General features: G+C 44.1%; 9 protein-coding genes. 3 read left to right on the top strand and 6 right to left on the bottom strand.

All coding sequences use genetic code 11. The features are described 5' to 3' along the window. Window positions 1-91: 91 nt before the first annotated feature. Together KUL49_RS04270 and sohB are read right to left on the bottom strand one after the other, a co-directional pair. Window positions 92-715, bottom strand: a complete 624-nt coding sequence (locus KUL49_RS04270; RefSeq protein ID WP_131136409.1) for a TetR/AcrR family transcriptional regulator — start codon at window positions 713-715, stop codon at window positions 92-94. 101 nt (window positions 716-816) lie between these two features. Then, the gene (gene sohB, locus KUL49_RS04275) at window positions 817-1,836 is read right to left on the bottom strand and encodes a protease SohB (protein ID WP_131136410.1); all 1,020 of its coding nucleotides are present in this window, start codon (window positions 1,834-1,836) and stop codon (window positions 817-819) included. A gap of 388 nt (window positions 1,837-2,224) precedes the next feature. Between sohB and KUL49_RS04280 the strand changes: the two genes are divergently transcribed. Then, a complete protein-coding gene (locus tag KUL49_RS04280) occupies window positions 2,225-4,852 on the top strand; it encodes a VolA/Pla-1 family phospholipase (protein ID WP_131136411.1) in 2,628 nt (875 codons plus the stop codon). Between the two features lie 187 nt (window positions 4,853-5,039). Then, window positions 5,040-5,783, top strand: a complete 744-nt coding sequence (locus KUL49_RS04285; RefSeq protein WP_131136412.1) for a YciK family oxidoreductase — start codon at window positions 5,040-5,042, stop codon at window positions 5,781-5,783. 95 nt (window positions 5,784-5,878) lie between these two features. Here KUL49_RS04285 and glnS read toward each other — a convergent pair whose 3' ends face one another. Then, entirely contained in the window at window positions 5,879-7,546 is a 1,668-nt protein-coding gene (glnS, locus tag KUL49_RS04290; protein WP_131136413.1) for a glutamine--tRNA ligase, read from the bottom strand. 297 nt (window positions 7,547-7,843) lie between these two features. Here glnS and KUL49_RS04295 point away from each other — a divergent pair, with 297 nt between their 5' ends. Next, complete coding sequence (locus tag KUL49_RS04295) at window positions 7,844-8,866, top strand: LacI family DNA-binding transcriptional regulator (protein WP_131136479.1); 1,023 nt, start codon at window positions 7,844-7,846, stop codon at window positions 8,864-8,866. 88 nt (window positions 8,867-8,954) lie between these two features. Here KUL49_RS04295 and KUL49_RS04300 read toward each other — a convergent pair whose 3' ends face one another. The 3 genes from KUL49_RS04300 to KUL49_RS04310 are packed head-to-tail and all read right to left on the bottom strand — an operon-like array spanning window position 8,955 to window position 14,114. Continuing rightward, window positions 8,955-10,652: an alpha-amylase family glycosyl hydrolase gene (locus KUL49_RS04300; RefSeq protein WP_131136414.1), complete on the bottom strand. Its 1,698-nt coding sequence runs from the start codon at window positions 10,650-10,652 to the stop codon at window positions 8,955-8,957. A 1-nt stretch (window position 10,653) separates the two neighbouring features. Further along, window positions 10,654-12,135 (bottom strand): MFS transporter, encoded by a 1,482-nt coding sequence (locus KUL49_RS04305; RefSeq protein WP_131136415.1) that lies wholly within the window; start codon window positions 12,133-12,135, stop codon window positions 10,654-10,656. Window positions 12,136-12,173: 38 nt separating this feature from the next. Beyond that, on the bottom strand, window positions 12,174-14,114 hold the full coding sequence (locus KUL49_RS04310; RefSeq protein WP_131136416.1) for a glycoside hydrolase family 13 protein: 1,941 nt from the start codon (window positions 14,112-14,114) through the stop codon (window positions 12,174-12,176). Window positions 14,115-14,143: the final 29 nt, after the last annotated feature.

Here is a 14,143-nt window from a genome sequence, read left to right on the forward strand (position 1 = left end):
ACTTATGTTATGTGATCCCTTCACTATTTATTATGAAATAATAATAGCTTACCACTCTTTCTCAACTGAGTATTTAACGAGCGCGCTTGAATTATTTGCCTGCTAGCCCTTGGGCTACGAATGGAACTAGGTGCTGGATAACTTCTTTTATATCGACATGCTTGTGAAAGTCAGACTCAGCTATTTCTGTTAGCGCTTGGCTCGACGCCATTGAAAATACAAAACTTCCCATCGCAAAATGCAAGCGCCAGAATAGTTCTTCCTCAGGTAGATCAGGAAGACAACGCCTTATAGAGTCGACAAGTGCACGGATACAATCACCGTAATCATTCATTAAGAACTTACGCAAATGCCCCTGAGTTTCGTTGTAGCCACGTCCTAGCAACTTAACAAACGTAGAAGTACCCTGCTCTGAAATGGTGTTGAGGTTAAGCATAGGAGGGATCAACGAATACAAGAGTTGCTCAACGCCCTTCGCACCTTCCATAGGTGTCAAAGACGCCAAGCAAGACTCTACCTGCGGCATTAGGTGATCAAAGTACCTTTTAAGCACGGCTTGAATTAAATTCTTCTTACTGCCGAAGTGATAGTTCACCGACGCCAAATTCACTTCTGCTCTGGCAGTAATCTCGCGCATGGATGTTTGAGTAAACCCGCTTTGAGAAAATAAGTATTCTGCCGCATCTAATATATCGGTTTTAGTATGCAGTGCCATATTCTTTTTATTATCTTTTTGTAGGTTAAAAATTTAACGTATGTCTGTGTTAACAATCGCTTTATCGGTCCTGAATTATCAACACAGACAAATTGTCGCTATTAAAACCAGTGACGCGCTTTGCTCATTGATTTCATAAACACGCGCTCAACAACATTTGCTGCAGACATCCCCAGTTTCTCTGCTACATTTTTCTTCACAGTATATTTAACACTGAATATTTCTCGTGCTGGGTAATGAGAAAGAATATAGTCATCTGAGGTTGTGATGTCGTCAATTAAGCCAAGCGACTTAGCTTTAATACCTGGCCAATACTCGCCTGTGGCGACTTTATCGATGTCCATATCTGGACGCTGGCTTTGAACGAAGTCTTTGAACAGTACATGAATCTCTTCAATTTCTTCTTTAAATTTCGCGCGGCCTTCATCGTTATTTTCACCAAAAACCGTGAGCGTGCGTTTAAACTCACCCGCTGTATGCTGTTCAAATTCAATGTCGTTTTTCTTTAGTAACTTATTGAAGTTTGGTAACTGAGCTAAAACACCAATACTACCGATATAGGCAAACTGTGAAGCTAATAACTTATCTGCAACACACGCCATCATGTAACCGCCGCTTGCTGCTACTTTATCTACCGAAATTGTTAGTTTCAGACCCTTTTCTTTTATACGTTGAAGCTGTGATGCCGCAAGTCCATACCCATGGACTACTCCACCGCCGCTTTCAAGTCGAACCAAGACTTCATCTTCTTTATTCGCTACACATAAAATAGCGGTAATTTCTTCACGTAGATGCTCGACTTCATTGGCGTCCATTGAACCCTTAAAGTCTAAAACGAACAACCTAGGTGCAGCAGACTCAGTGTCAGACTTACTTTTTGCTTTCGACTCTTTCTTTTGCTCTTTAGCGAGCTTTTTGAGAGAACGTTTATCAAGCAATACTTCCTTTGCATACTGAGTCACATCTTTAAGCTGATCAGACAGCGACGTGATTTCAAGGTGTCCTTTCCCGGGTTTCTGCTTATTTGCAACCCCTACTACCGTGGACACTATAACAATGAAAGCAAAAACGAATGTGATTACCTTAGCGACGAACAAACCGTATTCGTACAAAAACTCCAAATTCAACTCCTAAAAAGGTTATAGCTAATTAAATAAACCCATGAAGACCATTCTAATACGAACAGCTTATTTTGCGACGGGATATTTGCAAAGAGGCATTAAATCTCTGCCTTATTCTGTAGAGGATCGATTTATATTGCAATATTGTCTATAACTTAATCAGCAATACCGACAAAACGTAGCCTGATTTGTAAATATGAACGCATAAGCATTAATTTAATCTAACAATCACTTAACAAACCTTTGCAAATAGATAACAAAGTCAATACTATGAAGTAACTGTTAACTGGTCTAACTTGTTAACATCTTGTTTGAGACAATAAAAGATGTACTAGAGACTAACAAATCAAACGAGCTAATAACTCAACTTAAGTTCCTGGGAGAAAAAATGAAAAAACTGTTGATCAGCACAAGTATCTCTGCTGCATTTGTGCTCGCTGGTTGCGGTAGCGGGGATGACCTAGAAAGCATTCAAGCTGAAGCTACTATCGAACGCCCTGCATCAAGGATTTTATTTGACCCTGCGGGTAGCGTTCTTAACGTTCCAAGTGACCTTTTTTTCGCGTTAGTTGAACAAACAGACGATGGTACATTAGAATTACCTGACGAAGTAGATGGCCAGGCTAACGGCGGTACGCCGGACTTTTCAAACCCCTCAGCTGCGCTTGGCGCACTGGATGGCTGGTCTACACAACACCCTTTTACTTTTTCAACCACACACCCTGCAGGCATTACTTTAGATGCAGCATCTGCTGGCTCTCCAGGCGCAATCCGAATTTTTGAAGGTGCAATTGGTGGCGATCTTAATGACGCAGACTGCACTACTGCTCCCCCAATTGCTGGGTGTAAGATTTACAGCGAGCTCACATTCGGTGTTGATTTTGTAACGCAAGCAAGCGGTAACGACGTCGCTGTTATTCCTCTAAAACCGCTGAAAGAATCAACGTCATACTATGTAGCAGTAACAAGCGCGCTAAAAGCAAGCGATGGTCAGTCTGTTAAGCCTTCAACAGGTTATGAAAGCCTTAGCCAAGATATCAACAACTTTCCATTATCAACGGATTCTCAGCTAGCACTACAGGGCTTAATTAACTCTTACGAAAGTGTCTTGACGTCGCAAGGTGGTGTAGATGAAGAGTCGCTAATATTCAGCTTCACCTTTACGACACAATCAACAACTGAAATTATCGAAACCGTCAAGTCGCTTTCGATTGCACCTTTTGCGACTGCACTAGCACAGGGCGCATCTCCAGCACAGGCAGTTGCTGCTGGTACACTTCCAGTGCTTGCTGTGAGCGAATCTGAAAATGAAACTGCATTTGATGTACTAGCGCCATCGCTATTGCCAGCAGCGCTGTTAACACAACTTAACGCTGTAGGGCTATCGTCATGTTCTGCTATGGTTTCTGCAGTTCTTGATCCTAGTTCACCACTAAATCCAACTGCTACTCAGGTGTTTTCACAAGTAGCGCCATTTTGTGCAGCATCTTTAAAAGAAGGGACTATCGACCTCCCTTATTACCTTGATCCAGCTGATCCACTCAATGGAAGATGGAGCGCTGCTTGTACCAACGGCCTTGCCTTGCAAACGATTGGTGCAGAATCTATTGGTGCACTGATTGGCAATGGAACGGTAACTCCGGGCGTTAATAACGATCTTTGCCAACTAGCAACCGGCGGTCAGTTGCTTGACTTAGACCTCACAAATATAGGTATTAACGATCTTCGACACATAACACGATACAGCCCAATCCCTGCGCGCAAAGGCTCAAATGCGGATGGAACTGAAACGCTCAATGTTCAGGTTACTGTGCCGGATATTAAAATTATAAACATCGTTGCAAGTAACCCTGGGTCTGGTGTTAGTCCAATTGCTTCTGCACCAGAAGCGGGCTGGCCTGTTGTTATTCTTCAGCATGGAATAACTTCACGCAAAGAAGACTTCCTTGCAATAACAGGCGCATTATCTTTAGCGGGTTTTGCTACTGTTGCAATTGACCACCCTCTGCACGGTGAAAGAGGTTTCACTATAGATGGACAACAAATTAATGCATCTTCAGCGTTAAAAGGGTCGCCTACGGATTACCTAAACCTTGCTTCACTGCTTACCACACGTGACAACAATAGACAAAGCGTTGTTGATGTAATCGGTCTTCGTCTAGGTCTAAATGCCGTTGTGGACACAACGGGGGGAAGCGTCAAATTAGATCCAACAAATGTATCGTTTATCGGTCAAAGCCTCGGTTCTATTACAGGCATAAGTAGTGTAGCCGTCGCGAATAAGTCATTCGGTGAAGGAAACCCACTTGCAAATTTCGACGGTATGTTTAAGTTCAACAGTGCGGTATTTAATGTATCAGGTGGTGGCGTTGCCGGCTTCTTGATTGAGTCTGTCGCGTTTGGGAACTTAATTAAAGCTAGTCTTCTTGCTGGTTCAGCAGACGATTCGGGTACCGACATTGCTAACATTGCCAATGCATTTTTGGCTGCGGTAGGTGCTTTTGCACAAGAGAACGGCGTGCCGCCAGAGCAAGCTATTGTTGCGGTTTATGAAGGTTTTTACAGCGCGCTTTCTGCTAGCGAGAAAAGCGTAGTGGATGCGACTTTTGCACAGTTTGTTTTCGCAGCACAAACAATCACCGATTCATCTGATCCGAACAATTTTGCAGGCTTATTGTCACAGAACACTAAATTTGTGATGCATGAAGTTGTCGGAGGTGGCACGAATGATGATGGTTCAACAGCGCTACCAGATCAGGTTATTCCTAACTCTACCGTAAGCTTTCCTACCTTCGCGGGTACTGAGCCTTTAGCCGCTTTTGCAGGCGCTCCAGGTGTTTCTGTAACGTCGCAAGGAAATGGCCTAGTGCGTTTTATCACCGGAGAGCATTCATCATTGCTTAACCCTAGCGCTAGTTCTGCTGCAACAACCGAAATGCAACGTGGTGCAGCTGCTTTCATCTCAACTGGCGGTGAAACAATTGTGATTACAGATACATCGGTTGTAGCCAACTAAACCGAGTGAAATATGGCTCGCACGTCTAGTGCGAACTGACTATCGAAGGAAAAAGTGTGAGCATGTCTCACACTTTTTTTTGCTTTTTCTTTTCAATGTGCACTACCCTTTTGTTTACTTCTCTTGAATGTTCCGTATCATTCCCACTCATAATTAATGATATTTTTTTTCGATGTAAAGAGGCTCAATGAACGACTATCGTGCTCCCGATAATTTGCTCAAAGATAACATTATTCTAATAACAGGTGCTGGCGATGGCATTGGCGCTGAAGCGGCTCGTACATATGCTCGGTACGGTGCAACCTGTATCTTATTAGGACGTACTGTTTCGAAATTAGAAGCCGTTTATGACAGCATAGTGGCTTCAGGCGGTGCAGAACCAGCAATAGTTCCGCTTGATCTTAAAGGCGCAACGCCCTCTCATTATCAGCAAATGACGCAAACCATAATTGACCAGTTTGGTCGATTAGATGGTGTACTGCACAATGCCAGCATTTTAGGCCATCTAAGCGCATTTAAAGATATTGATGCGCAAGAGTGGCAAGACGTGATGCAGATTAACCTTAATGGCATGGTGTTTATGACACAAGCGCTTATTCCTGCGTTAGAAAAAGCCGACAATGCGTCAATTATATTCACTACATCGAGTGTAGGTAGGAAAGGTCGTGCGTTCTGGGGAACATATGCGGTTTCTAAGTTCGCAACAGAAGGTGTTATGCAAACGCTTGCTGATGAATATCAGAACAAAACATTGCGCTTTAACTGTATCAATCCGGGTGGCACACGCACCCACATGCGAGCCCAGGCTTTTCCTGCGGAGAACCCAGATACGTTGAAAACCCCAGAAGATATTATGCCTATGTATCTATATTTAATGGGTGAGGACAGCATAGCAGTAAACGGTCAATCGCTTGATTGCCAGCCAAAGTAGTTAATGTTATCTACTTTGAGCATGAAACAAAAAACCGCTTAAGTGCACTTAAGCGGTTTTTTAATTTATAAATAAAGCATATTAAAGGACAGTGTTTACTCGCCCATTTTTGCCCATGTGTCTCTTAGGCCTACGGTGCGGTTGAACACAGGCTTGTCTTCTGTGCTGTCTTTGTCTACACAGAAGTATCCGGTGCGTTCAAACTGCCATGCCCCTACTTCAGGAACATTGTTCGCCAAACCCGCTTCAACCCAGCCTTGTTTAACTTCTAATGAGTCAGGATTAATCGCATCAGTGAAGTTTTCTTCTGCCGCCGGATTAGGCACATTAAACAAACGGTCATACAGTCTAAATTCCGCTGCCTGCGCGGTTGCTGCATCTACCCAGTGAATAACGCCTTTGACTTTGCGGCCATCAGCCGGATCTTTACCAAGCGTATCAGGGTCATACGTACAGTAAACGGTAGTGACATTACCGCTTTCATCTTTCTCAACGCGATTAGCCTTCACAACATAGGCATTGCGAAGACGAACTTCTTTATCAAGCACCAAACGCTTGAACTTTTTATTCGCCGACTCGCGAAAATCTTCAGCCTCTATATATACTTCGCGACTAAAGCCGATGTTACGCGTGCCCATACTTTCATCGTTAGGATGATTGGGCGCAACAAGCGTTTCTGTCTGGCCTTCCTCATAATTTTCGATAACGAGCTTTATTGGATCTAATACGGCCATTGCGCGAGGAGCATTTGCATTTAGGTCGTCGCGTATGCACGCTTCTAGCATGGACATTTCAACCATGTTGTCCATCTTGGTCACACCAATGCGTTTACAAAACTCAACGATTGAACCCGGTGTGTAGCCACGACGGCGTAAACCCGCAATGGTAGGCATGCGAGGGTCGTCCCAGCCATGTACATGGTTTTCGTCGACTAACTGAATAAGACGACGCTTGCTTAATACCGTATATTCTAGATTAAGACGTGAGAATTCATACTGTCTTGGCGTGCAGTCGATAGAAATGTTTTCGATAACCCAATCATAAAGACGACGGTTATCTTGAAACTCTAGTGTACAAAGCGAATGGGTAATTCCCTCGATGGCATCAGAAATACAATGCGTAAAATCGTACATTGGATACACGCACCACTTATCACCAGTTTGATGGTGGTGAGCGTGCTTAACGCGATAAATTACCGGGTCACGCATACACATGAACGGTGATGCCATATCAATTTTTGCACGCAGACTGCACTCACCTTCCTTGTATTCCCCTGCCGTCATTTTAGCAAACTCATTAAGGTTTGTTTCTACGTCTGTATCGCGATAAGGGCTGTTTTTACCTGGCTCTTTAAGCGTACCACGCATTTCGCGCATAACCTCTTGCGCAGAAAAATCTACATAGGCTAAGCCTTTTTCAATAAGTTCAACGGCGTATGCGTGTAGTTGGTCAAAGTAATTCGATGAATAGCGCGCTTCTCCGTCCCACGTAAAGCCAAGCCATTGAACGTCTTCTTTAATGGAATTAACAAAGGTAATGTCTTCTTTTGCAGGGTTAGTATCGTCAAAGCGCAGATTACACGTGCCCATGTAATCTTGTGCAATACCGAAATTCAAGCAAATAGACTTGGCATGACCTATGTGTAAAAAGCCATTCGGCTCTGGTGGGAACCGAGTTTTGATAGCGTCATGTAGACCATTAGCCAGGTCTTTATCAATAATCTGACGGATAAAATTGGTCGGACGGTGTTCAGTCTCGGCCATTCGCTTGTTCCCCTTATACACGTAATATTTCAAAATCTCGCTGAGTATAACACTCTCGCAATTACTTCAACCATGTTTTATTAAAAGAAGCCTGACAAGTGGTTGAATTAAGAGCGATCCATGGTTAACACAGATAAGGCACTCGTCTGCGAGTACAAAAAAGTCTGAGTAGAATATAACGATTTGTTAACTTTAGTTGGCTTTTAATCGCCTATGCTTCAAAAAGCACGCGGCAAATCAAAAATATGCTACTCTAATTCTGCGACAACGAGGTCGTAGCAGCAAAACATGGTGTTTATGAAAGAAAAAGCAACCTCTTTTGACATTGCCCATTTGGCAGGGGTTTCGCAGTCAACCGTTTCACGGGCATTAAATAATAGTCCACTGGTGAATCAAGAAACTCGTGATCGCGTTCAGCGCATCGCCAAAGAACTCAATTACAAAGTGGATAAAAACGCGAGTAACTTGAGAAAGCAAAAGAGCAGCACAATCGCCCTACTTTTATTTGAAGATCCAACCTCTGACGATTCGATGATCAATCCGTTTTTCCTCGCCATGCTTGGAAGTATAACCCGAGCGTGCGCACAGGCTAACTACGATCTTCTTGTATCGTTTCAAAATCTAGAAGATGACTGGCACGCTGAATACGAGGACTCAAATAAGGCTGACGGTATTATCCTACTGGGTTATGGAGACTATACTGATTACCAAACTAAAGTGGCCCAATTGGAGTCTCAGGGTACCCACTTTGTGCGTTGGGGTGCGCCAGATGAAGCCCACCCAGGGGTTAGTATCGGTTGTGATAACTATCAAGGTGGTCAAAGCATAACGTCACATTTAATTGGCTTGGGTAAAACTTCCTTTGCGTTTATTGGCGACAACGGCGATCACGCCCCTGAATTCAAAGCGCGTTTTAACGGTTATTTTGAAACACTTCAATCTCATGGGCTCGATCAGTCAAGTGTTCAACGCAATGCTATTTCGACTGAGGACGCGGGGTCAGAAGCGGTGAAATCATTGCTGCAAAGTGGCGAACTTCCCCAAGCAATTGTCTGCGCATCAGACCTTATTGCAATGGGCGTGCTTAGAGCGCTGCGCCAGGCAAAAGTGAATGTGCCTGATGATGTAGCCGTGGTTGGCTATGACAATATTGCGGTTTCAGCCTACACCACGCCTTCGCTCACCACTGTTCAGCAAAATACCAAACTGGCGGGCGAGTTATTGGTAAACACCTTATTAAAAGCCATTAACAACGAAGACGTTCAGGATTATTTAATGCCTGCGGATATTATTATTAGGCAGTCATGTGGCAGTGAGTAAGCGTGCGCAAATTACACGCTAGAAACTAAACAAAAAGCCCCGGGCGTTAAACAACCACGGGGCTTTTTTATTGTGCGCTAAACACGTTTTATTGGCGGGCCAACTGATGCTTAATTTGAGCAAGTAATGCGCTGTTACTTACTTGACCTTCGCGCACCCATACCTGAACGCCATTGGGCTTAACCGTTGCGGTTAACGAATCACCGAGTTCTACCGTTTGCATTTCTCCAGATAATTGTTCCGTCCAGTCGCCCGATTGCATAAAGTCACTAACCTCGAAAGATTGTGCGGCATTACCCTTATTAAGCAATACAAGTGCAGTCTGCTGTGTTTCTGCAGTATCAACAACGCGATAAAACGCCGCTTGATGACCGTCAAGTTCAACGTTGACTTGAACACCGCGCTGCAGTGCTACCGTGTTTTTACGCACATTGGCAATCTTTGTAAGCGCCTGTTGAATAGGATGTGTCTTGGCTTGGTCTAGGCGCTCTTGGCCAACATAGTTACGATTGCCAGCATGTTCCGCCGTACCGCGCATGAAGCCAATTTCAGATCCCATGTATACAACCGGAATTCCTCTTACTGTAAACAACCAATTATGCGCATTAATAAAGCCTTCATCAGTGGCATTAATACGCGCCATATCGTGGTTATCGTAGAACGTAGTTAATTCATACGGATTGTTATATGGCCCGTGGGTAAGGTGAAGCACCGTTTCTAATTCAGCAAAGTCACTCTCTAGCGGCTTCTCAAATACATTCACCATGGCCTTTTGCATAGGAAAGTCTAATACACTGACGCCCCCATTTTTCGGTAACGTATGCTGGGCAATGTTATTCGCCTCATAGTCAAATGCTTCGCCAAACATAAAAAATTCAGGGTTTTGCTCGCGTATACGATCTGACGCTTCACGCCAAAACGCATGAGGCACATGCCTGATTGTATCTATTCTAAATGCATCAGCACCTTGAGAAATCCAATACAAATAGCTGTTGATGAGATAATCGCGTACGGCGGGGTTTTCGTCATCTAGATTAGAAAGCTTTACTAAATCTGGATAGTTGTGAAAAAAGCTATGAAGCGGGTTGTTTTCAGGGTCAAGCTCTTCAGGTGCCAAGTTTTGATGATCAGCAACCAGATTTCCATCACTGTCATATATTTCCCCGTAGCCAGGTAAGTCCTTCTCCATGGTGAAGCTTGGTGTGCCATGATTTGCCACAATATCAAACACGGACTTAAGGCCATGCTGACGCATTTTCGCCGTATAGTCACTAACGCTTAAATTGGCGCTAACCAAATGCTCGTCTGCTTTATAGAAGTTAGTTGCCCAGTAGCCGTGATAACCGGTTTTCCCACCGTCTTTAAATGCGCCGCCGTAGCTAATGGGTTCGTCGCCATTAAATGCATAGTCTGGATTATCGTGTACAGGGGTCATCCAAACCGCCGTGAACCCCATTTCTTTAATATAATCGGCGTTGTTTAAGATACCCTGTAAATCACCGCCCATGTAACCCACATAGGCTTTCTTACCTTCAGGACCTTCTAAGGGCAGTTGCCACGTAGGGTGATCGCCTCCCTGCTCTTCATGATTGTTCGAAGGGTCGCCGTCTACAAAACGATCTGTTACAACAAAGTACACCGCTTCGCTAGCAAATGGCGTAGTGGTACCCACGATAGCGTGGCTGTTTTCTTGTATACCGTTAGATGAAGGAACAGATGTACTCGAGCAGGCTGAGCAAAATAAACCAGCTAACGTTAATGCGATTGTTGTACGATTAAATGACATATTAAGCTTCCTGCGCTTCTTCAATTTCTTGCTTATCGGCCTCGTTCACAAAGAAAACTGAAACCGCACCAATTAACATAGAAACTCCGGCAACAACGATGATGTACTTTGCGTCGTTGTCGAAAACAGAACTTAGAATCCAGCCAGCAGTTAGGCCCGATACAATTTGAGGGGCGGCAACGGTAAAGTTGAAGATACCCATATAAACACCCGTTTTATTTGCAGGTAACGCACCAGCTAACATAGCGTAAGGCATAGCAAGAATAGCAGCCCACGCAATACCTACGCCTACCATAGGGATTAACAGCTTCACTGCGCCCAAAGGTACTGTTACTTCAGTAATCAGTAAGTTTACGTTGATCATCGTTAGGTCTTGGAATAACAAGAAGCTTACGTAGCTCAGGCCACCTAGCGCTAAAGACGAAGCGTAAACCGTTTTGCGACCAAACTTGTCAGCAAGTTTTGCCAAGAAAATAGAAAAAATAGCAGCAAATACCGAATACGCAGCAAATAGAATCCCTACCCAATCACCAGCAGCTCCCTTGGCCATGATGATGGTTTCAGGCACCATCGGGGCTGCAGCAACATAAGCTGGGTCAAACCACTGCTTATCTACATTCCATATATGTTGCGTAATAGCAGGTGTGGTGTATACCCACATAATAAAGAGCGCAAACCACGAGAAAAACTGCACGACAGCAAGTTGTTTCATCGTCTTTGGCATATCTTTTACTAACGTGAAAAACTCACTTAAGCGTTGTCCTAGCGGTGCTTTAGGCGCTTTTTCAGTTGCAGGCTGCTCTTCGGTAAGCCCTTTATAGCGGTTGTATTCATCTGGTGCGTATTCTTTGGTACGAACTACCGTCCAAATGACCGTACCAAGCAGTACTGTAGCGCCAATGTAGAAAGCCCAAACAACAGAAGGTGCAACCTCACCCATTTGTGCCGTATTTTCAAGGCCAATAACATTGGTAAGTACGAATGGCAGTATTGAGCCGATAACTGCGCCTATATTAATCAGTAACGACTGAATCGAATAGCCAACATTGCGTTGTGACGGCGGTACCATGTCTGACACCAATGAGCGAAACGGCTGAAAACATACGTTAAACGACGCGTCCATAAGTGCAACCATTAACGCGCCCATTACCATAGGTGCCAAGAAGGCAACAAATATCGGCGCATTAGGCAGTAAAATCATACCCAATACTGCGGCGATTGCACCAGCAAGGATGAACGGGCGGCGTCGACCTAATCGATTCCACGTTCTATCAGATGCTGAGCCAACAATTGGTTGAACGATTAACCCCATGATTGGCGCGACGAGCCAAAATAGTGATAGCGAGTGAAGGTCTGCCCCTAAGTCTGAAAGGATCCGACTTACGTTTGCGTTTTGCAGTGCAAAACCGAATTGAACACCTAGAAAGCCAAAACTGACGTTCCATATTTGCCAGAAAGAAAGGCGTGGTTGAGTTGCTTGCATACTTTGCTCTATTTATTGTTTTACTATAATTAATACGATTACTGCACAATGAAAACACTAGCAGACATTGCTGGTAAGCTTAAGGTATCCGTCGTCTTAAAAGTTATCCCATCGCTAACCCGTGTTAACGTCTGGTGTGTGCTTAGCACCTCTGCATACTTGTTTAGAGGCAGGTCCACTGGCTTTTTATTTAAGATGACCAATATTTTATCAGACTGATTAGTATTTGATTTATCTGCACCACTGGCTGAATCGACATTTGCCTCTCGAATATAGGAATAAACCCCATTCTCTGGTGCAAAATGCTTCAACAGGCCTTTAAACTGCAAAGGGTGTGATTTACGCAGTTGAAGTAACGCCTTCACACGCTGCTGTGCCCAACGCTCACCATCCGTTAAACCGTGCCCGGTAAAAGCGTTTTTGTCATCGTCCGAAGGCCACCCGCCTGGAAAGTCAGAACGAATAATACCGTGGTCTTCACTGCCTTCGTTACCCATTAAAATTTCTGTACCGTAAAAAACTTGTGGAATACCGCGCGTAGTGAGCAATAGCGTCATCGCCATATTCCATTTGTCTTTATCATGACCGAGCTGAGTAAAAATGCGGCTCATATCGTGGTTATCAGGAAAGATGACCAAATTATTCGGGTCGCCATACAAAAAGTCAGTAGCTAAGGTTTCGTATACAGAGATGAAGCCAGAATTCCAGCTTTCGTCATTGCTCAACGCTTCAACGACTGCGGCTTGAAGCGGGAAATCCATAACCGATGGTAGAGCGCTATCGTAATCATCGTGGCGGTGGCTACCCGCCTGCCAATATGCCGTGATTGCGGGGTTAACTGACCACTCTTCCCCTACTATATTGAAATTCGGGTACTCGTCCATTATGCGGTTTGTCCATTGGCTCAAAAACGCCTTATCAGGATAGGAGTACGTATCCACACGTATTCCACTTAGCCCAGCGCTTTCAACCCACCAAATCGCGTTTTGAATAAGGTAGTTCGCTAAATGCGGATTGCGCTGATTTAAGTCCGGCATGGTTGGCACAAACCAACCATCGCTAAATCCTTTTATATCGCTTGCTATGGCGTGTGGGTCGTGAAGAGCTTCACGCTTGTGGGTTGTCCCTACAAATTTACCGTTGTTATTGATCCAGTCGTGTGACGGCGTATCTTTCATCCATAAATGATTACTGCCTATATGGTTAAGTACCATATCCATTATAATGCCAAGACCCTTTGATTTAGCTTCAGTACTTAACGCAATAAAATCGTCATTGGAACCAAATCTAGGGTCTATTTTGTAGTAATCCGTGGTGGAATAGCCATGATAACTGTATTTATCCATGGCATTTTCGAGCATGGGCATTGTCCATATTTGAGTAAAGCCCATATCCTGAATGTAGTTGAGGTTATCAACAATACCTTGAATGTCACCACCGTGGCGACCACCTTTGAATGAACGGTCTGCGGGATCGCCATAACCCTTAACATTATCATTTTCCACATTACCATTGGCATATCTGTCGGGGGCAATAAGATAAATAGCATCTTGAGGCCCAAAGCCTTCGCGCGACGCTGAGCCTTGTGCTCTTTTTTCTAACGTGTAAGTTAAATCACGGGTCGTACCATCGCTGTCAGTAAGCCTGATAACGAGTTCCTGGGCACTAACATTCGACGTGTCTAGCGTTACGAATAGATAGTTTTCACTATCAAGGGCTTGGCTATGCTTAACGCTTACATCGCCTTTCGCTATTGAAACAGTGTCATCGGCAACATCATCACCATAAAGCATCAGTTCTACATTACTGTTTTGCATACCAACCCACCAATTCGGGGGGTAAACATCAATGCCACTGTTTGCAGATGATTGAACTGAGAACAAAGGAAAGGTAGTGATACAGCTGAGGAGAAGCGGAATTGCGCGCTTTTGGATTTTTTTATGACCACTGTCATTAGTTACACGATTACGTTTTGGCACATCAACCCCATGTTAAAAATACGTTAAGT

This window comes from Alteromonas sp. KUL17 (assembly GCF_006538305.1).
Taxonomy (GTDB): domain Bacteria; phylum Pseudomonadota; class Gammaproteobacteria; order Enterobacterales; family Alteromonadaceae; genus Alteromonas; species Alteromonas macleodii.